Genomic DNA, 19592 nt, shown 5'->3' on the forward strand with positions numbered 1-19592 from the left:
ACCACGGCATGACCAGCTGGAACCGGACGCTCGTCCCGCAGGTGCTCGATGCCGTGAGCGCTGCCGGCTACCTGCCCGAAGGCGAGGAGCAGCGGCGTCTGAGTAGCCCTGCACGGCGGAGGATGACGGCGAGCAGCCGCTCGCGCAAAGCGGGGGACTCGGCGATCGCTGCACCGACCCGCCCCCCGACACCGAGCACATGGACACAGACCTGACCCCAAGCGGGCCGCTCAAGGACGCCGACCCACAAGGCGGCTTCGGAGACACCTACCGCAAAGGTCGGGTGACACGGCTGCAGCGCCGCCGCCAAGCTCGGTCAGCCGTGATCCGCTACACAGCCAGTACACAAGAGAAACAGCCCCTGCCTCGGTGACTTCCTGGTGATGCATCGGTGATGTCGACGCTCTAGCGTCGCCAACGGCAGCTTGTACGCCAGACCGTCACATTCGCGCATCGCCAGGAGGAGATCGACATGAAGAACATCAATTTCGACACTACCGGCTCGGTGACAGCCACCCTGGTATTCACCAACCAGATCGTGCCAGACGTCTACTCCTTCTTCGCCCAGGCGGGGGAGCAAATTCGACTGGAAACATCTGACACCAGCGTTGATACGACGATCAGGGTGGTTGGACCTGACGCCTCCATCGACCTCTTTGATGACGATGGAGGCGGCTTTCCCTTATCTCGCCTCGTCTTCACTGCCGCAGATGCCGGAGGCTATGTCGCTGTCGTGTCCAGCTTCAGCGGCAATCCTGGCGGTGGCACCTACACGCTCAACTTCGCCCGGGGTCCTGCAGCGCGTCAAGCTGTAAGCGAGGTCAGTGAAGATGCAGAGCGGGGCAAGTTGATGTCGGAAATTGAGAACCAGGTGGAGGTGAAAGCAGGAACATGAGCCCGCCCGCCCGGCCGGTCGCCGCGCTGCGCGACCAAGACGGCAGGGCTGGGTGCTGCTCGGCGTAGCACTCTGCCAAGACGTCGCTGATCGCGTCCTAAAACTCAAGCAATCGGTCGACGTCGCCGCGGTTTCCCGCCCCGTGCCCGAAAGGCTGCCGATGCGTCCCGCTGCACGGTCAGCTGCACCGGGCCGGCGGTGGTGTGCAAGGTGCTCCTGCGGTGCCCTGTGCGGAAGTTGCCCGATCCGTTGCCGGCCGGATCACCGGCCTCGTAGTCCAGGTGGTCGGCGATCTCGACGTCCAGGCCCGGGTCGGTGACCTGGGAACGGACGGACGACAACGGCGGTCGCCGGCGTCCTCGTCGACGGGGGCGCCGGGACCGAGTTCCTCGACTCAGCGAGACCTCCAGCGACACTGCCGCGACAGGCTCCCGCCCTTCAGGTGCCAGGGAACTGGCGCGTCGTGGACGACCTGCCGATGACCGCCTCCACCAAGATCCAGTCGGCCGCGCTGCACGGCCGTGGCAGACCCGGCATTGCAAACCCCCGACAGCCTCGTCACCCGTGCGCTGCTCGACGGGCTGTTCAGCGACCTCTCCGAGGAGGCGCAAGAGCTGGACGACCTCGCACTGGAGATACGCAAGATCAAGAGGCACACACCGCCTGCCTTGGGCCCGCACCACGCGCCGCCCGACACTGGAATTGGGCTGGATCGTTTGACGTCGGGTCAAGGGCGCTTGGGCTGGGGATCGAGATCCAGCTCCGTGGGCTTCCGCGGTCCTGAGGCGGACGGGGGGGTCATCCCGGCAGCCAACGCGCGCCAGTCGCGTATGCCCTGGTCGAAGATGCTGCCAGAGTTCCCGGTCAGTCCGTGGGCGGTTCCCGACGACGGTAGCCGCGGGCCCCTACCTCAGCCGGACGCTGCACCGGGAGGCCGCCTCGGACAGGTGAGGGTGGACTAATGGTGGTCAAAGCGACACCGTGAACCAGTCAGGGGCCGGTCCGGACTTCTCCGAACACGGCCCCTGAACTGCGCTTTCGCGTGTCGGGCTGACAGGACTTGAACCTGCGACCCCTTGATCCCCAGACAACTTCTTCCCGTCCATGGACGTTCGCCTGCGTGCCATTTACGCAGGTGGCGAGGGCTGCGGCGTCCGGTGACATACGCGACCGTCCGTAAGAGTCCAAGTCGCGTTGCGGTTCTGGTTGCGGTCCGCGGCTTCGGCTAGCGAGCCTCCGCGACCGAGCGCAGGGTGCAGGCGCCCCTACCGAACGCAGGGGAATTCCGGGTGTAGCTGAGGGGACTCGAACCCCCGCCCCCTACACTGCCAGGGCGGCTGCCAGGGGTTCGAGGGGGTCCACCAGCGTACGTTTGCCCAGCTCAAGACGGTGGAAGGTCGTTGGCGACCTACCGCGAACCGTCCTGAACGACGCGGTTAGGCCACCATCGCGGCACCACACGGAGGCGGCTTGATGCACCGCCACGGTGAGCTCTGCTCGTCGTTGGATCCGACTCGGCGTGGGCCTCCTGTCCCCCAGACGTGCGAAGCCAATTCGCCGTCGGTCGCTGCTGTGCATCCGCGCCGGTCAAGCGGTATACGGAACGCCCGTGAACGACGGCGACCTGTCGCGGAGCAGGAACAATGGTGGTCGAGATGGTGGTCAAACGCGGCCCGTGGCCTCCCCGCGGCGACAGGTCGGATGCTGCCCCCAAGCCGGAGCCACCTGCCGTAGCTCGTGCGTGAGATCGTTGTTCAAGTCCTCCTCGGACACTGGACCGTCCCAGTATTCCTGCAGGTCAGAAATCCAGGCGTCGTCGTGCCGGCGGCCGGCACGGCCTCCTGGCACCGCCGAGATGGTTCGTGCGGCTGGTCAGCCCCTCAGCAGCGCGGCGAACCGGTCAGCAGCCTGGCGTCCTATGCCGGGGGCGGACGTGCCGGTGGACCCTGAGGGTGATCGTCGCGTTCGCGCCCGGGCTCAGAAGGTAGATGCAACACCCTGAGCCCTGAGCCCTGAGCCGGTCATGGGCGTGCCGCGGGAGCGGAAGTCCTGGGGTGGTGGGTGCGCGAAGGGTTGGCAGCGTCAGCTGAGGGCGGGGCCGGCCAAGCGGGTCAGAATCCGGCTCCGACCCGGCGGTCATCGCCCACCTCGACCAAGGTCCTCACGTCTCAAGCAGGCGCAGCGCCGGCCACCTGGAGCGGTACACCGCGGGACCTCACTTCTGCGAGGTCATCAGGCGACGTCTCGGAATCGACGATCACCAGATCGAAGGCGGTCAGCGGCGCCAGCTGGTGCAGTCCACTCATGCTGAACTTCGTGTGGTCGATGAGCAGCACTCGGCGGTCGACGGAGTCCATCAAGGCGCGCTTGACGGCGACAGTCTCCTGGGACTGGTGGTAGCAGTAGCCGTTGGTGACCGCCGTTGTGGACATGAAGAGGACATCCCCGCGGAGGGAGCGGATGGCGTCCGCGGTCCGCAGCCCGAGGAACGCGTCGTAGGCCGGGTAGTAAGCCCCGCCGAGAGCGATGAGGTCCACCCCTGGCTCTCTGGTGAGCTCGTTGATGATCACCAGGAAGTTCGTGATGACGGTGAGGGGAGCCCGGCCCGGCAGCAGCCGAGCGACCGCCAGACCCGTCGTGCTCTCGTCGATCATGATCGATTGGCCCGGCTCGACGAGCTCAACCGCGCATCTGGCGACTTCTTCCTTCGCCTTGACCATCGTCTGAGCTCGGTGCCGCACATCCCCGTGGTAGACCGACGACGGCTGCGCCGTGGCCCCGCCCCTGACCTTGCGAAGCCAGCCCCGGGTCTGGAGCTCATCGAGATCCCGGTGGATGGTCATGAGGCTCACACCGAACGATTCCGCGAGGGCCTCGATCCGTACGAACCCCTCCTCGACAACGCGCAGCCGGATCTGCTCCCGACGGTCGCGAGGGGCCAGCCCCAGTCCGTCCGCCAGTCCGCTTGCCGCCACGGCCTCGTCCTCGGACACAGCACCTCCCGGTCGGTGGGCGCAACCCTGCGCGGAAGCGGAACGAGCTCCACATCGGGTGGTGTGAAGTGCAGAGAATCTAACACCGCGTCCTCACACCACACACAGCACGTGGCCATCTAGGCATCCTGCCCACCGCCATGCTGACGCTGCGTAATCTTCCCTCGACGCGATGCGCTGCCTGTGAGCTTCCATACGCTGATCGCAAGTCTTTCCGAGAACTTCTCACTCCATAGTGTTGACTTCCCATGTTACAGGCGTCACATTTCTCACAGCGTCGCTTACATCTCGGTCGCCCCAACACCGAACCGAACGGGACGTCGGCCGAGCTTCGACAAGGAGGACTCGATGCCTGCTGTGGTCACTGCTTCCAGTTCGCCGCCCGTCACTGACGGGGGCTCACGAACGTGGGCCGACCGGCTCGGCATGCCCGGCGCCCTGCGGTGGGGCTTCGTCGGGCTGCTCATCTTCATGATCGGTGACGGGGTCGAGTCCGGCTATCTCGCCGCGTTTCTCTTGGACGAGGGTGTCAGTCAGGGGCGGGTCGGACTGCTCTTCACCGTGTACGGGGTCGCCGCCGGCGTGGCTGCCTGGGCCTCCGGTGCGCTGTCCGACCTCTGGGGACCTCGGCGCGTCATGGCGATCGGGCTCGCTCTCTGGGTGGTGTTCCAGGTGCTGTTCCTCGCCGTCGCGCTGCCGAGCTTGAGCTACCCGCTCATGCTCGCCGCCTACGGCCTGCGCGGGATCGGGTATCCGCTGTTCGCGTACGGCTTCCTCGTGTGGATCGCGGCTGCGACCCCACGGAACCGGCTCGGGTCGGCCGTGGGCTGGTTCTGGTTCGCCTTCACCGGCGGGTTGCCCACCCTCGGTTCCTTCCTCGCGAGCCTGACGATCCCGCAGATCGGCCAGCTCCGGACGCTGTGGATCGCCCTCGGGCTGGTGATCGCGGGTGGCCTGCTCGCCCTCGTCGCGGTCAAGGAACGCACCGGGTACGCGCGGCTCGCACCGGAGGGTCAGAAGCCCCTCGCCACGCTCGCGTCGAGCCTGACGATCATGTGGCGGCAGCCGAAGATCGGCATGGGCGCGGTCGTCCGGGCCATCAACACCGCCTCGCAGTTCGGCTTCCTGGTGTTCCTGCCGACCTTCTTCACCCGCGAGATCGGTTTCACGCTCAGCGAGTGGCTCCAACTCCTCAGCGTCGTCTTCCTGACCAACATCTTCTTCAACCTGCTGTTCGGGATCATCGGGGACAAGGTCGGATGGCGGCAGACCGTCACCTTCTTCGGCGGCATCGGCTGCGCGGTCACCACCCTCGCCTTCTACTACGTGCCGGTCGCTGTGGGTCCGAACCTGCCGATCGCGATGCTGGTCGGCGCCGCCTACGGCGCCACGCTGGCCGCGTTCGTCCCGCTGTCCGCGCTGATGCCGTCGCTGGCACCGGAGAACAAGGGCGCGGCGATGTCCGCGTTGAACTTCGGCGCCGGGATGTCGGCGTTCCTCGGTCCCCTGGTCGTCACCCTGTTCCTCGGACTGCTCGGCGTCGTCGGCGTCATGTGGATCTTCGCGGGGCTCTACCTGGTCAGTGCTGTGCTGGCGTGGCAGCTGAAGCTGCCCGAGGACGTGGAGGCGACTGTCGTCGCGGACCGCGCCGCCGGCGGCCACCCCATCAGCTCGCTGGCCGGGCAGGCGGGCGGGAGCCTGCTGGGTCACCCGCCCGCGGTGGAGGTGCCGCGCGAGGACGACGACGTGGACCTGATCCTGTTCGACGTCGGCGGGACCATCTACGACGACGACGCCTACGCGCAGGCGCTGCGGCTGGCCGTGCACGAGATCGACCCGGCGGTGTCCGACGAGCAGTTCTGGGCCGCCTACGACGCCCAGCGGGCACGCGGGGCCGGATCGCTGCGCACGGCACTGGCTGACCGATTCGCCGGCGGGGACCGGGCCCGGCTCAGCGAGGCGGCCGAGCGGTACTGGGAGTACCCACCCGACGCGCTCTACGCCGACGTCCGGCCGACTCTGTCCGCCCTCGCCTCCCACTACCGGCTCGGCCTGGTGGCCAACAGCCGGGAGAACGTCCTGGCGGCGATGGCACGGGACGGCATCGCCGACCTGTTCTCCATCGTGGCCCTCGCCTCGCAGGTCGGGGTGGAGAAGCCGGATCCCGGCATCTTCCGCCACGCCCTGCACCAGGCCGGTGTGCCGGCGTCCCGGGCGGTGTACGTCGGCAACCGCCTCGACACCGACATCCGACCTGCCCGCGCGATCGGCATGCGCACCGTGTGGATGTTGCGGGGCGAGGCGCCGCCGGCGCCGACCGCGGACCAGCTCGACGAGCCGGACGCCGTCATCACGACCCTCACCGGACTGCCCGCCGTCCTGGCCCGGCTGGTCGGCGCCAGCCGGGTCCTGGCCACGGCCGGCCGCTGACCATCGGATCGAGGAGGGAGACGTCTCATGGCTGTCGTCTGCGTCGACGCGGGCACCACGATGATCAAGGCCGTCGGGTACGACGACGAGGGCACCGAGGTCGTCGTCGTCCGTCAGGCGACGACCGTGTCCCGCCCCCAGCCCGGCTGGGCTCAGCAGGACATGGTCTCGGTGTGGGACGCCGTCGTGTACAGCGTCCGTGGAGTGGTCCATCAGCTGCAGGCCGACGTGGACTACGTCGCCATCACCGCCCAGGGCGACGGCTGCTGGCTCGTCGATCACCGGGGCGCCCCGACCGGACCGGCGATCCTCTGGAACGACGGTCGGGCCGCGGAGGTCGTCGAGCGGTGGACCCGAGCCGGGGTCCTGGACCGGGCATTCCGCATCAACGGGTCCCTGACCTCGTCCGGCCTGCCCAACGCGATCCTCACCTGGCTGCGGGAGTACGAACCCCATCGGCTGGAACGTTCCGCGGTCTCGTTGACCTGCGGTGGTTGGATCTTCGCCCAGATGACCGGACACCTGGCCATCGACGAGTCCGACGCGGCGGCGCCGTTCATGGACATCCGCTCCCGCCGCTACTCCCCCGAGCTGCTCCGGCTCTACGACATGGAGTGGGCACAGCGGCTGCTGCCGGAGATCCGCAGCGACGACCGCCGCACCGGGGGGCTCACCGCACCGGCCGCGGTGCAGTTGGGGCTTCCCGCCGCCACACCGGTGGTGCTGTCCTCCTACGACATCGCCTCCACCGCGATCGGCGTCGGCGCGGTGAACAGTGGGCAGTCGTGCAGCATCCTGGGCACGACGCTGTGCACCGAAGTCGTCACCGATGAGGTCGATCTCGGCGAGGAGGCCTCCGGGCTGACCGTGGCCCTGGGCCTCCCGGGGAGGTACCTCCGGGCGTTCCCGACGCTGGCCGGCGGCGAGGTCATCCAGTGGGCCTGCCAGTTGCTGGGATTCGACGATCCTGCGGTGCTCGGTGAGCTCGCCTCGCGAGCACGCCCGGGAGCCGGAGGACTCACCTTCCTTCCCTACTTCTCGCCGGCGGGCGAGCGTGCCCCCTTCCTGGATCCGCTCGCCCGGGGGGCGTTCCTGGGGCTGTCGTTCGAACACCGACGCGAGCACGTGGCCCGCGCCGTGTTCGAGGGACTGACCCTGGTCATCCTGGACTGCCTGGCCGCATCCCGCGCCAGACCGACCGAGCTGCGGGTGTGTGGCGGCGGCGCCGCCAGCCCGTTCTGGCTCCAACTCATCGCCGACGTGACCGGCATCCCGGTCCTGCGTTCGGCCGACACGGAGGTGGGGGCGAAGGGGGCGTTCCTGCTCGGTCAGGTCGCGACCGGCGGCGCCGTCCGGGTGGAGGATGCCGTCCCGCGCTACGTCCGGACCCGCGACACGTTCTACCCGGATCCGACCCGCGCCGGTCTCTACGCCGAACTGTTCGCGGACTTCCTCGCCGTTCGGGCGACGACCGCCGGAGCCTGGCCGAGGCTGGCGGCGATGCGCAACCGCGCCGTCGACATCACCGCGACGGGCCCCATCCCGGTCGTCTCGGCGCGAACCCTCGAGAGCGGCTCCGCCGAGCTCACCGAACGCGGGAACACCCCCACCAGCGTGCGCCGACCCGGGAGGACGAAGTCATGAGCCGTCCAGCAGTTGCACACGACGACGTCTGGGTGGGCCTGGACCTCGGCACGCAGAGCGTCCGAGCCCTGGCCGTCACCGGCGCCGGCGCTGTCGTCGGCACCGGGACCCACAAGCTCGAGAGCCGACGCGCGGGGCCGCGGCACGAGCAAGACCCGGCGCAGTGGTGGGAGGCCACGACCGCGGCCGCTCGGGAGGCGCTGCGGGGGGTCGCGCCAGGCAAGGTCCGCGGGGTGGCGGTGGACGCCACGTCCGGGACGGTCCTGCTCGTCGACCAGCAGGGGACGCCGCTGACTGCGGGGCTCATGTACGACGACACCCGGGCAGCCGGTGAGGTCGAGCGGGTGAACCAGGCCGGGGACGCGGTCTGGCGCGACCTCGGCTACCAGCGCATGCAGCCGGCGTGGGCCCTGCCGAAGCTGCTGTGGCTGCTCCGGGAACACCCCGACCTGGTCCCCACCGCGCGCCTGGCGCACCAGAACGACTTCATCAACCGCCGCCTCGTCGGCCGTGATGTGCCGACCGACCTCAGCAACGCGCTCAAGACGGGGGCCGACCTGATCCACGAGTCCTGGCCCGACCAGGTGCTCGACGCGCTGGGTGTGCCGGCCTCCGTCCTCCCGGCGCTGGTCCGCCCGGGGACACCGATCGGGACGGTCTGCCCCACGGCGGCCGAGGCCAGCGGCATCCCGGCCGGAACACCGGTCATCTCCGGGGTCACCGACGGCTGCGCCGCCCAACTCGGCGCCGGCGCGCTCAGCGTCGGGAGCTGGAACTCCGTCCTCGGCACGACGCTGGTCCTGAAAGGCGTCACCCGTGAACTGATCCGCGACCCGCTGGGGGTCGTCTACTCCCACAAGGCGCCGAACGGGGACTGGCTCCCCGGTGGCGCCTCGAGCACCGGTGCTGGGGCGATCTCCCGCGACTTCCCCGGCGCAGACCTGGATGACCTGAACCGTCGGGCGAGCCGGCACGAGCCGGCCAGTGCACTGGCCTATCCCCTCGTCTCCACCGGGGAGCGCTTCCCGTTCGTCGCGCCACAGGCGCGGGGGTTCGTCGTCGGGACCCCCGCCGACGACGCGGACCGCTTCGCGGCGGTGCTGCAAGGAGTCGCCTACATCGAGCGGCTCTGCTTCGACTACCTCGACCTCCTGGGCGCCCCCCTGGACGGCGACCTCGTCCTCACCGGTGGCGCGACGAAGAGCGCCTACTGGTGTCAGCTCCGCGCGGACGTCCTCGGTCGTCCGGTCACCCTGCCCGACAACGCGGAGCCCGCCCTCGGGATGGCCGTCCTTGCCGCCTCTCCCGGGCGCGAGGCCGCCGACGTCGCAGCCGAGATGGTCCGGATCCGCGACGTGGTCGAACCCCGGGCCGGATCGGCCGGCCGGTTCGACGACCCGTACGTCCGCCTGGTCGACGACCTCGAGGAACGCGGCTGGCTGCAGCCGGAAGCCGCCGACCATGCCAGAGAAAGGACAGCCCGATGACGTATCTCGTCCTCGTCCGCCACGGCGAGACTGTGTGGCACGCGGAGAACCGCTACGCCGGGATCAGCGACATCGCGCTCACCACCCGCGGTCTGGAGCAGGCCGCCCAGCTCGCAGCGTGGGCCCGGACCGCCCGTCTGTCGGCCGTCTGGGCGTCGACACTGAGCCGCGCCCAGCTGACCGCGGCGGCGTGCGCGGAGGTCACCGGCGCTCCGCTGCTCGTCGACGAACGCCTCCGCGAACTCGACTTCGGCGCCGGCGAGGGCCTCACCTCTGCCGAGATGAAGGACCGCTTCCCGGACGCCCTGGACGCGTTCCGCGCCGACCCAGTGGCCAACCACCTGCCCGACGGCGAGGACCCGGTCAAGGCCGCCGACCGCTTCACGGCGTGCCTCTACGACATCGCCGACCAGCATCCCGACGGTCGCGTCCTCGTCGTCGCCCATACCACCGCCATCCGACTCGCGCTCTGCCGGCTGATCGGAGTGCCCCTGTCCGAGTACCGACGACTGTTCCCGTTCGTGCGCAACTGCGGGCTCACCGAGCTGCGCCTCGAGGACGGGCAGACCTCGGTCCTGGAGTTCAACACCCCCATCGAGCCGGAGGGTTTCCGGGTTGCCGGGCCGCCCGTCGGGATCCCCAACCGCGCGACCTGAGAACGACACGACCGCACCGTCTCCTGCTCTCCGACAACGACAAGGAGCTCCCCATGACCCGTGTGCTCGCCGCCGGCGACCACTTCGTCCTCAACCGCCTGCTCATCGACGCCCTGCGTCACGAGATCCCGGACGGCCTCGACATCACCGAGCTGACCCTGCCGTGGCCGGTCGAGCCGTTCGGTCGGATCGCCGAGGTCAGCGAGGCCTCCGGCAGCGAGGAGGCCATGATCGACGCGTTGCGCGGCGTGGAGGTCTGCGTGACGGAGATGGCGCCGCTGACCCAGAAGATCCTCGATGCCTGCCCTGAGCTCCGGCTGTTCTGCATCAGCCGTGGCGGACCGGTCAACGCCAACATCGAGGCTGCCACCCGGCACGGGGTGGCCGTCACCTCAGCCCCCGGCCGCAACGCCACGGCCACCGCCGAACACACCCTCGCCATGATCCTCGCCGCCACCCGGCGCATCCCGCAGACCCATGCCGACCTCGCCTCCGGCGTCTGGCGGGGTGACTACTACATGTACGACAACGTGGGGCCCGAACTGGAGGGCAGCACCGTCGGACTCATCGGGTACGGGGCGATCGGCAGCCGGGTCGCCCGCATGCTCCACGGTTTCGGCGCCGAGGTCGTCGTGTTCGACCCCTACGTCACCCCCGAGGTGCTGGGGACATCGGCCGAGCAGGTCGGGCTCGATGAGCTGCTGTCCCGGTCACGGATCGTCACGCTGCACGCGCGGGTGACGCCGGAGACCACCGGCATGATCGGTGCAGCGCAGCTCGCCGCCATGCCGGCCGGGTCGGTCATCGTGAACTGCGCGCGCGGTGCGCTCCTGGACTACGACGCGGTCTGTGACGCGCTGGACTCCGGCCACCTCTTCGGAGCCGCCTTCGACGTCTTCCCCGAGGAACCCATCCCCGCCGGCTCCCGGCTGCTGAGCACTCCCAACATCGTCATGACCCCGCACCTGGCCGGAGCCAGCAAGGAGACGGCCGCCAAGGCCGCCCGGATCGTCGCCGGGGACGTCGGCCGCTACCTGCGCGGAGAACCCCTTGCCCACTGCGCCAATCCGACCACGCTGAGCACCAGCACCGCCTGACCGGAGGAACCACCATGACCCCACCACTGCGTCAGCTCTCCGACGAGGGAGTCGCGATCTGGCTCGATGACATGAGCCGCGGCCGGCTGGTGTCCGGCTCGCTGAAGACCCTGGTCCGCGACAAGCACGTCGTCGGTGTCACCACCAACCCGACGATCTTCCACAAGGCCATCGCCGGCAGCGAGGTCTATGCCGAGCAACTCCACGACCTGGCCGGCCTCGACCTGCCCGTCGCCGAGGCCGTGCGGCTGCTCACCACCCACGACGTCCGCGCCGTGTGCGACCTGCTGGCACCGGTCTACGAGCACAGCGACTGGCGCGACGGCCGCGTCTCCATCGAGGTCGACCCGCACCTGGCCCACGACACCGACCGCACCGTCGCCGAGGCCCGGCTCCTGTGGTGGATGGTCGACCGGCCCAATCTGTTCATCAAGATCCCGGCCACCGTGGAGGGGCTGACCGCGATCACCCGCTGCCTGGCCGAGGGGATCAGCGTCAACGTCACGCTGATCTTCTCCCTCGAGCGCTACGCCGCGGTGATGCAGGCCTACCTCGACGGCCTCGAGCAGGCCCTGGCCGCCGGACGAGACCTGTCCCGGATCGAGTCGGTGGCGTCCTTCTTCGTCAGTCGCGTGGACACCGAGATCGACACCCGGCTGGACAAGCTCGGAACACCCGAGGCGGCCGCGCTGCGCGGTCAGGCCGCGATCGCCAACGCCCGGCTGGCCTACCAGCAGTACGAGGAGACCTTCAGCTCACCGCGCTGGCAGCAGCTCGAGGCCGCCGGCGCCAGGACACAGCGGCCGCTGTGGGCCTCCACCGGCGTCAAGGACCCCGCCTATGACGACACCCGCTACGTGGTGGAGCTCGTCGCGGAGCACGTGGTGAACACGATGCCGGAGGCCACCCTCGACGCGGTGGCCGATCACGGGCGGATCCGGGGCGACACCATCCGGGGCAGCTACTCCCAGGCGCGGGAGATTCTCGACGGCCTCGACGCGGTCGGGGTCAGCTACGACGACGTCGTGGCCGCCCTCGAAGCCGATGCCGTCCGGAAGTTCCAGGGATCCTGGGACGACCTGCTCGGCTCCGTCACCACCGCCATGCACGCCCACCGTCCCCAGCAGGAGACCAGGCCATGACCATGACCGACCACGGGATCCCCGCGCCGACCCACGCGGAGGACCTCGACGACCTTGCCGTGACGACCATCCGCACGCTGTGCATGGACGCCGTGCAGGCCGCCAACTCGGGTCATCCGGGCACGCCGATGGCGATGGCACCGGTCGCCTACACGTTGTGGCAGCAGTTCCTGCGGTTCGACCCCGCCGACCCGATCTGGCCCGACCGGGACCGCTTCGTCCTCTCCGCCGGACACGCATCGACCCTGCTGTATGCGCTGCTGCACCTGAGCCGGGTCACCGCGGTCAACCCCGCCTACGAGACCCTCGGCGAACCGGCGGTCCCGTTGGAGGACCTACGGCGGTTCCGGCAGTTGAACTCGAGGTGCCCGGGGCACCCGGAGTACCGCTGGACCTCCGGTGTGGAAGCGACCACCGGTCCACTCGGCACCGGAGCCGCGACCGCAGTCGGCATGGCCATCGCCGCCCGCTGGCAGGCCTCCTACTTCAACCGGCCCGGATACGACCTGTTCGACTACGACGTCTACGCCCTCTGCGGTGACGGTGACCTGATGGAGGGCGTCGCCGCGGAGGCGGCCTCGCTCGCCGGGCACCTGCGGCTGTCCAACCTGTGCTGGATCTACGACAACAACCACATCAGCATCGAGGGCGACACCGCGCTGGCCTTCACCGAGGACGTCGCCACCCGGTTCATCGGATACGGCTGGAACGTCACCCGCGTCGGGGACGCCAACGACCTGACCATGCTGGCACGTGCATTCGACACGTTCCGAGCCGAGCCGCGCCGGCCCACGCTGATCATCGTGGACAGCCACATCGGCTACGGGTCCAGCAAGCAGGGCACTGCGGCGGCCCACGGGGAACCGCTGGGCGACGACGACGTCCGCGCGACCAAGCGGTTCTACGGCTGGCCCGAGGACGCCCGGTTCCACGTCCCCGACGCGGTCTACGAGCACCTCGCCGCCGGGCTCGGCGCCCGCGGCCACCGCGCCCGGGAGGAGTGGATGGCGAGGTTCGAGCGCTACCGCGGCGAGTACCCGGAACTGGCCGAGCAGCTGTACCAGATGCAGCACCGGCGTCTGCCAGACGGATGGGACGCCGAACTGCCGGAGTTCGCACCCGACGAGAAGGGACTGGCCAGCCGGGACTCGTCAGGCAAGGTCCTCAACGCGATCGCGCCGCACGTGCCCTGGCTCGTGGGCGGTTCGGCCGATCTAGCACCGTCGACGAAGACCCGCCTGGTCTTCGACGGTGCCGGAGACTTCGGCCCGGACGAGCCCAGCGGGCGCAACCTGCACCTGGGCGTGCGGGAGTTCGCTGCCGCAGCCGTCGCAAACGGCCTGGCGCTGTCGAAGGTGCGCCCGTTCTGGTCGACGTTCCTGATCTTCTCCGACTTCGCACGGGGCGCGATCCGGCTCTCCTCGCTCATGGAGATCCCCGTCGTCCACGTCTTCACCCACGACTCCATCGGCGTCGGCGAGGACGGGCCGACCCACCAGCCCGTCGAGCAGGTGGCGTCCCTGCGGGCCATCCCAGGACTCCTGGTGCTCCGACCGTGCGACGCGAACGAGGTCGTGGAGGCATGGCGGCTCATCATGGGCCTGCGCCACGAGCCCGCCGCACTGGTCCTGACCCGCCAGGCGCTGCCGACCCTCGACCGCTCGATCCACGCACCGGCGAGCGGACTCGCCCGCGGCGGCTACGTGCTCGCCGACGCCAGGAGCGGTCCACCGGAGGTCATCATCCTTGCGACCGGGAGCGAGGTGCACCTGGCGCTCAGTGCCTACGACCAGCTCACCGCCGAGGGCGTACGTGCCCGAGTTGTGAGCATGCCCTGCTGGGAGCTGTTCGACCAGCAGCCGCAGGAGTACCGCGACAGCGTGCTGCCACCGGATGTCGAGGCCAGAGTCGCCGTCGAACAGGCCTCGACGCTGGGCTGGCACCGCTATGTCGGCACGCGCGGTGCCGTCGTCGGCATGGACACTTTCGGCACCTCCGCTCCGCTGAAGGAACTCTTGACCAAGTTCGGCTTCACGCCGGAGGCCGTGACGCGCGCGGCCAGGGAGTGCCTGGGACAGCGATGAACCGATGGAACAACGGCTGCGCATCGAGGCGCACGGGCAATGGCTCCCGCATCCGCACGGCCTGTCCATCTGGCAAGACGACCTGGCCGGACGCTGATGACCCGTGTGCATCACTGGGTGGACGGTCGTCGGCATCTCGGCTGCACTGGTGCCAGCGAAGTCGCATATTCCGGCTGCTCAACCGCAGTCACGCGATTGATTCGGTGCGTGACTCGGGTCCCTCGCACCTCTCGACGGTGGGCACCCGATCCCCGCCGACGAAATCCTTGGGGCAACACCCAGCCACCGCCGACCGTGCCAGGATGGGGTGGCTCGCCCGCTCCTCACGGGAGCCCGCCGGGAGGTCTCATGACAGACGTCCGCCCGCACGCCCCCGCCCCCACTGTGCTGGCCGCCGCCGACCGCCAGGGCTACGGCTCCTTGCGCACTCGGAGCACTCCCCGCGCGGAGCGGTACGCTCTCGGCCGCGGCTTGCGGCAGCAGGTGCCGCGATCGTCCCTGTCGCAGTGGAGCCCCTCGTCGCAGTGGAGCCCCTCGGCCGACCGGCGGGACGTCCTGGACCTGCTCGAGGAATCGCATGAAGGCCGGATCAGCTGGCTCGTGCCGGTACGGATCGGGCGGATGGTCGCCTCGCCGTACGGTTTCCTGCGCGGCGCCGCCGTGGTGATGGCCGAGGACTTCGCCCGGCTGCCGGCCACCGGCATCACCCCGATCATCTGCGGTGACGCGCACGTGGGCAACATCGGCTTCTACGGCTCCCCCGAGCGGGAGCTCGTGCTCGATCTCAACGACTTCGACGAGGCTCACCCCGGTAGCTGGGAGTGGGACCTGCGCCGCCTGGTCGCGAGCGTCTGGGTCGCCGGACGGCAGAACGCCATGAGCGAGGACTCCTGCGCCGACGCCGCGATCTCCTGCGTGGCCTCCTACCGCAGTCAGCTCTGGGAGTTGTCGGACCAACCGCTGCTCGCGCGCTCGTTCCAGCGTCTGGATCTCGACCGGCTCCAGACGGCAGCTTCCGACCAGGCACTGCGCCAGGAGTTGCACCGAGCCGCGAAGAAGGCACGTTCCCGGACGAGCGACCGGGCGCTCCCCCGCTTCACCGAGCAGCACGAGGGACGCCGGCGCATCGTCGAGGAGCCACCGCTGATCACCAGGGTGGGCGCCGCCGAAGCGGACGAGCTGGCCGAGGCCCTGGACGGCTACCTGGCGACCCTCGCTCCGCACTGGCGCCGGATCCTCGGCGGCTACACGATCGTCGACATCGCCCACAAGGTGGTCGGCGTGGGCAGCGTGGGGCTGCGGGCGTACGTCGTGCTGTGCGAGGGATCCGACCCGGAGGACGTGCTGTTCCTCCAGCTCAAGCAGGCTCGGCGTTCCGTCGTCGCCCCGTTCGTTCACGGCGACTCCGCATGGCACGCCCACCAGGGCGAGCGGGTGGTGGAGTACCAGCAGGCATTGCAGACCGTGAGCGACCCCCTGCTCGGTTGGACGACTGTGGGAGGACGGCAGTACTACGTGCGCCAGTTCCGCAACATGAAGGGCACCGTCGCGCTGGACGCGATCGACCCCCGGGCTCTCGCCGACTACGCGGGGATCTGCGGCCAACTGCTGGCCAAGGGCCACGCGCGCACCAGCGGCGCCTCGATGATCGCCGGCTACCTGGGCAGGTCTGACAAGGTCGACCGCGCCCTTTGCGCCTTCGCCCGCGTGTACGCCGACCAAACCGAGCACGACCACCAGCGCCTCGTCGACGCAGTGGCGCGCGGCGCCGTCCCCTGTGAGCCGGGCGTGTGAGGCGGCCCCAACGTCAAATGCCGCCGGCCGCGACCTGCTGACCAGCGGATCCATGCTTGCGTGATTCGGCCCGTACGAGATCACCGGTCACCCCGACCGGGTCGACGTCGTGCATGCATTCCCGTCGCGCGAGTCCTACTGGCGCAGCGGGAACTGCCGAGAGCCCTTCGCCACGTTGGTTCCATGTCCTTCCGCTTTCCCTGCACCTGGCCGCCGGGACACCGACCAGGGTGTGCTTTGCCAGGTCGTGACCGACACCGTCACCCACGTCTGGTTGGACGTCGTGTTCGCCCTCCAGGGACACCGCCGGCGTGGCATCGCTGGCGCACTCGTCGACGCCGCCCTGGCCCACCCCTCGGTCGCCGACGCAAACGATGCCGCTACTGCTCACGAAGACGCACACGCGTTGTACCCGGGTTCCGCAGTTCGTAGGTCGACGTGGTCGCCGAATCTGGCCGTTGAGCTGCGGCGATGGGCGTCGGCCGGTGTCCGGGGCGTGTGACTACACGTTCCGGTAGTGCTGCCAACCGCGTTGGTGCAGGTCAGGCGGGGTGTAGGGCGGTGATTCGGGGCGGTGGGGTGAGCCCGCAGGCCCGAAGAATGCCCTGTTGGGCGGTGCTGAGCTCGGTGGTCTGGGTGACCGTGCCGGTCGGGCCGGTGAGGGTGACGGCGTGCAGCCGGCCGAGCTCGCGGGCCAGGTTCGGCCAGGTCTGGCCGGTGCGCCGCTCGGCGACCCGGATGAGCAGCAGTGCCAGCCAGCACAGCAGGACGTGGGCGCGGATGCGGGGCTCGAGGCGGTGGTAGACCGGCCGCAGCTCCAGGGTCGACTTCAGGTCGCGGAAGCCCCGTTCGGCCTCGAGCAGGTTCTTGTAGCCCAGCGCGACGTCCTCGGCCGGCAGGTCGGGGTCGGAGGTGACCAGCAGGTACTTGCCGTCCAGCCGGGCCTCGGCGCGGATCTTGGCGGTGTCGAGCACCAGCCGCCCGGAGAAGGTCTGGCGCAGCCAGCGGCCCAGCGCCGGGTGGTCGCGCAGCGCGCACTCGGCGCGGGTATGGGCGGTCAGCTCGGCGTCGCGGCGGCGGGCGGCGGCCGCGGTGGTGGGCTTGGTGGTGGCCAGCCGGGAGCGGGCCGTGGCGATGCGGGCCAGCTCGTCGCGGATCCGGGCCAGGGCGGCCTCGCGCTGCGCGGCCTGTCGGTCGGCCTCGTCGGGGTTGTGGCAGAGCACCCAGCGCAGGTCCGGGGCGGAGTCCAGGCGCACTTCCTTGACCCGCAGGTTGTCCCGGACCTGCCGGTAGCGGCCCTGGCGGGCGAGGACTTCCTCCACGTGTGGGGTGCCGGCGCGCATCCGCTCGCCGGCGATGAAGTGCCCGCCGGCCCGGCGCAGGTAGTCCAGGTTCGCCGCGGAGCTGAACCCGCGGTCGACCACGGTGACCACCCGGCCCAGCCGCCAGGCCCGCAGGTCGTCCTTGACCTGCGGCAGCACGGCCTGGTCGTTGGTGTTGCCCGGCCAGCACCAGACCCGGACCGGGATGCCCTCGCGGGTGACGGCCAGCCCGATGACGATCTGCGGCAGGTCACCGCGGGAGTCCTTGGAGTGCCCGTAGCGGCGGAACCCCGTCCCCGCCTGCTCGCCGTCGCCCTCGGCGTCGGGAACGCTCGGGTCCTCGGTGTCGCCTCGAAGTAGGTGCTGGTGGTGTCGAAGAACAGCAGATCGACCTCGAGGTTGAGCAGGTTCGCGACGGCGAAGAACACCGCCTCCTGCACCCGGGCGTCGGTGTCGGCCTCGACCAGCAGGTCCATCGCCCGGTAGGCCTGATCCTCCTCCATCCCGGCCAGTCCCGGGATGGCCACGTCGCGGCTGGCCCACTCCGCGGCGGCCAGCTTGCTGGCCGGGGCCAGCGCCCGGTTCACCACCAGCGCGAAGACCACCCGCTCCATGTCGGTGCTGAACCGCCGCTCACCCACGACCTCGCGCAGCGCGGTACCGATGCCCAGCTGCTGCCAGAGCCCGTCCAGCAGCCACGCCCCGCCCACCGGCCGGGAGCCGGTGATCGTCAGCCCGCCGCCGGGCTCCGCGCCGACCTGGGCGCCGGCGTCGGTACCCGGATCCTCGCCGAGGTAGCGGTTGATCGAGCCGACCAGCCGGCGCAGACCCGCGACGTCCAGGCGGTCCTCCCGGCCCAGCGGCAGCAGCACCTTGGCCACCGACGGCCCACCCGGGCTGCGCTCGTTGTGCGCGATCGACAGGTACCGCACCGTCGAGCCGTCCCTGTTCCGCCGCGACGACGTCCGCAGGTACACACCTACACCCTGGCCGCCGATACCCAGCACAGGCAAGCCCTGAGCGCCCGAAACGTGTGCCTACACATTCGTCGCCCTCTCGACCGCCACGACGCCTCGACCAGCACTCTCGCCGGGGCTACCCACCTCGACTGCCCATCAACTGCGGAACCCGGGTTCTTCTGCGACGCCGGTTCACCCTGGCAGCGCGGCTCGAACGAGAACACCAACGGCCTGCTGCGTCAGTACTTCGTCAAAGGAACCGACCTGCGCGTGCACGACCGTGACGCCCTCCAGTCCGTCGCTGACGAGCTCAACACCCGACCGCGGCGATCCCTGGACTGGGACACCCCCGCCAACGACTCGCTGCTCTAATGGACGCGTCTCAGCCCGTTGCGACGACCGCTGGAAACCAAGGGGTGGAGTGCTCGGTGATGTCGATGACCCACAGCTCGTTCGGGCGCTGCCGCGCGAACTTGCGGTTGACCAGGTCATCAGCGGTGACCAGGCCGCGCACGCGTTTGATCCGCGCGGGCCCTGGCAGCCCGTAGATCCCGGCGCCGCTCATCAGGACCGCGACGAGCCGCTCGCTGACTTGCACGTCCATTCCGATCGTCAGTTCGGCGTGCACCCGGCGGGACCCGTAGGTGCCCCGCGAGGTCAGGTGGACTTCTCGGATCAGCCCGGTCAGCCACTGTCGGCGCATCTGGGTCGGAGAGATGGGGCGCTTCCGGTAGTTGAAGTAACCGGGGCTGCTGACGCCCAGCACGCGGCAGCAGACCTTGACCGGTAGCCCAGCGTCGACAAGCTTGTCGATCACCGGGTGAACCCTTTTGGGTGCGGCCGCTCCTCGGCCAGGAACTCCGACGCCTTGGTCAAGATGTCCACCTGCAGCTCCAGCTCGCGGATCCGCTTGCGAGCACGCTGCAGCTCGGCGCTCTCACTCGTCGTGACGCCGGCGATCTCACCTCGATCGATGCGGTCTTGACGGACCCAGTTGTGCAAACCGCCCTCGCTGATGCCCGGGTTCCGCAGTTGGTAGGTCGACGTGGTCGCCGGATCCGGGGGTTGAGCTGCGGCGATGGGCATCAG

The 19592-nt window shown here is 69.8% G+C and carries 14 protein-coding genes and 2 pseudogenes; 12 read left to right on the plus strand and 4 right to left on the minus strand.

Going from position 1 to position 19592, the window contains the following annotated elements:
• Both HK417_RS23105 and HK417_RS23110 read left to right on the plus strand, forming a co-directional pair.
• Window positions 1-215 (plus strand): hypothetical protein (locus HK417_RS23105; RefSeq protein ID WP_222272579.1); only part of this gene is annotated, 215 nt, incomplete at its 5' end.
• A gap of 257 nt (window positions 216-472) precedes the next feature.
• Window positions 473-895 carry a hypothetical protein gene (locus HK417_RS23110; protein WP_222272580.1) on the plus strand — a complete coding sequence of 141 codons (423 nt, stop codon included), beginning with the start codon at window positions 473-475 and terminating at the stop codon, window positions 893-895.
• A 104-nt stretch (window positions 896-999) separates the two neighbouring features.
• Here HK417_RS23110 and HK417_RS23115 read toward each other — a convergent pair whose 3' ends face one another.
• Together HK417_RS23115 and HK417_RS23120 are read right to left on the minus strand one after the other, a co-directional pair.
• Window positions 1000-1236, minus strand: a complete 237-nt coding sequence (locus tag HK417_RS23115) for a transposase (protein ID WP_439957941.1) — start codon at window positions 1234-1236, stop codon at window positions 1000-1002.
• 1827 nt (window positions 1237-3063) lie between these two features.
• Window positions 3064-3888, minus strand: coding sequence for a DeoR/GlpR family DNA-binding transcription regulator (locus HK417_RS23120; protein WP_222272581.1), 825 nt, complete (start codon window positions 3886-3888; stop codon window positions 3064-3066).
• A 426-nt stretch (window positions 3889-4314) separates the two neighbouring features.
• On the opposite strand from HK417_RS23120, the gene HK417_RS23125 reads away from it, so the two are divergent.
• The 8 genes from HK417_RS23125 to HK417_RS23160 all read left to right on the plus strand — a co-directional run bounded on the left by HK417_RS23125 (window position 4315) and on the right by HK417_RS23160 (window position 16222).
• Window positions 4315-6318 (plus strand): RbtT/DalT/CsbX family MFS transporter, encoded by a 2004-nt coding sequence (locus HK417_RS23125; RefSeq protein ID WP_222272583.1) that lies wholly within the window; start codon window positions 4315-4317, stop codon window positions 6316-6318.
• 27 nt (window positions 6319-6345) lie between these two features.
• Window positions 6346-7962 carry an FGGY-family carbohydrate kinase gene (locus HK417_RS23130; protein WP_222272586.1) on the plus strand — a complete coding sequence of 539 codons (1617 nt, stop codon included), beginning with the start codon at window positions 6346-6348 and terminating at the stop codon, window positions 7960-7962.
• On the plus strand, window positions 7959-9449 hold the full coding sequence (locus HK417_RS23135; RefSeq protein ID WP_222272588.1) for an FGGY-family carbohydrate kinase: 1491 nt from the start codon (window positions 7959-7961) through the stop codon (window positions 9447-9449). Before HK417_RS23130 ends, HK417_RS23135 begins: the two co-directional genes overlap by 4 nt.
• The gene (locus HK417_RS23140) at window positions 9446-10105 is read left to right on the plus strand and encodes a histidine phosphatase family protein (RefSeq protein WP_222272590.1); all 660 of its coding nucleotides are present in this window, start codon (window positions 9446-9448) and stop codon (window positions 10103-10105) included. Before HK417_RS23135 ends, HK417_RS23140 begins: the two co-directional genes overlap by 4 nt.
• Window positions 10106-10158: 53 nt before the next feature.
• On the plus strand, window positions 10159-11202 hold the full coding sequence (locus HK417_RS23145; RefSeq protein ID WP_222272592.1) for a 2-hydroxyacid dehydrogenase: 1044 nt from the start codon (window positions 10159-10161) through the stop codon (window positions 11200-11202).
• A 14-nt stretch (window positions 11203-11216) separates the two neighbouring features.
• Complete coding sequence (gene tal / locus HK417_RS23150) at window positions 11217-12344, plus strand: transaldolase (RefSeq protein ID WP_222272594.1); 1128 nt, start codon at window positions 11217-11219, stop codon at window positions 12342-12344.
• Complete coding sequence (gene tkt, locus HK417_RS23155; RefSeq protein ID WP_222272597.1) at window positions 12341-14428, plus strand: transketolase; 2088 nt, start codon at window positions 12341-12343, stop codon at window positions 14426-14428. Before tal ends, tkt begins: the two co-directional genes overlap by 4 nt.
• A gap of 348 nt (window positions 14429-14776) precedes the next feature.
• On the plus strand, window positions 14777-16222 hold the full coding sequence (locus HK417_RS23160) for a DUF2252 domain-containing protein (RefSeq protein ID WP_261327641.1): 1446 nt from the start codon (window positions 14777-14779) through the stop codon (window positions 16220-16222).
• Window positions 16223-16764: 542 nt separating this feature from the next.
• Here the strand turns inward: HK417_RS23160 and HK417_RS23165 are convergent.
• Complete coding sequence (locus HK417_RS23165) at window positions 16765-18087, minus strand: IS1634 family transposase (protein WP_222272599.1); 1323 nt, start codon at window positions 18085-18087, stop codon at window positions 16765-16767.
• On the opposite strand from HK417_RS23165, the gene HK417_RS23170 reads away from it, so the two are divergent.
• Together HK417_RS23170 and HK417_RS23175 are read left to right on the plus strand one after the other, a co-directional pair.
• Window positions 18064-18342 (plus strand): hypothetical protein, encoded by a 279-nt coding sequence (locus HK417_RS23170; protein WP_222272602.1) that lies wholly within the window; start codon window positions 18064-18066, stop codon window positions 18340-18342. The genes HK417_RS23165 and HK417_RS23170 overlap by 24 nt on opposite strands.
• A 335-nt stretch (window positions 18343-18677) precedes the next feature.
• Window positions 18678-18857 (plus strand): annotated as a pseudogene (locus tag HK417_RS23175) (transposase); the annotation flags it as partial.
• 61 nt (window positions 18858-18918) lie between these two features.
• Here HK417_RS23175 and HK417_RS23180 read toward each other — a convergent pair.
• Window positions 18919-19523 (minus strand): annotated as a pseudogene (locus HK417_RS23180) (IS3 family transposase); the annotation flags it as partial.
• Window positions 19524-19592 lie beyond the last annotated feature (69 nt).

This window comes from Modestobacter marinus (assembly GCF_019799945.1).
In the GTDB taxonomy this organism is placed as follows: Bacteria; Actinomycetota; Actinomycetes; order Mycobacteriales; family Geodermatophilaceae; genus Modestobacter; species Modestobacter marinus_B.

Bases quoted from the DNA above. Each gene is read 5' to 3' on its own strand.
- tkt (WP_222272597.1), top strand. From the start codon at position 12,341: ATGACCATGACCGACCACGGGATCCCCGCGCCGACCCACGCGGAGGAC.
- HK417_RS23135 (WP_222272588.1), top strand. From the start codon at position 7,959: ATGAGCCGTCCAGCAGTTGCACACGACGACGTCTGGGTGGGCCTGGAC.
- HK417_RS23140 (WP_222272590.1), top strand. From the start codon at position 9,446: ATGACGTATCTCGTCCTCGTCCGCCACGGCGAGACTGTGTGGCACGCG.
- HK417_RS23170 (WP_222272602.1), top strand. From the start codon at position 18,064: ATGGCCACGTCGCGGCTGGCCCACTCCGCGGCGGCCAGCTTGCTGGCC.
- HK417_RS23110 (WP_222272580.1), top strand. From the start codon at position 473: ATGAAGAACATCAATTTCGACACTACCGGCTCGGTGACAGCCACCCTG.
- HK417_RS23130 (WP_222272586.1), top strand. From the start codon at position 6,346: ATGGCTGTCGTCTGCGTCGACGCGGGCACCACGATGATCAAGGCCGTC.
- HK417_RS23125 (WP_222272583.1), top strand. From the start codon at position 4,315: ATGCCCGGCGCCCTGCGGTGGGGCTTCGTCGGGCTGCTCATCTTCATG.
- HK417_RS23145 (WP_222272592.1), top strand. From the start codon at position 10,159: ATGACCCGTGTGCTCGCCGCCGGCGACCACTTCGTCCTCAACCGCCTG.
- tal (WP_222272594.1), top strand. From the start codon at position 11,217: ATGACCCCACCACTGCGTCAGCTCTCCGACGAGGGAGTCGCGATCTGG.
- HK417_RS23160 (WP_261327641.1), top strand. From the start codon at position 14,777: ATGACAGACGTCCGCCCGCACGCCCCCGCCCCCACTGTGCTGGCCGCC.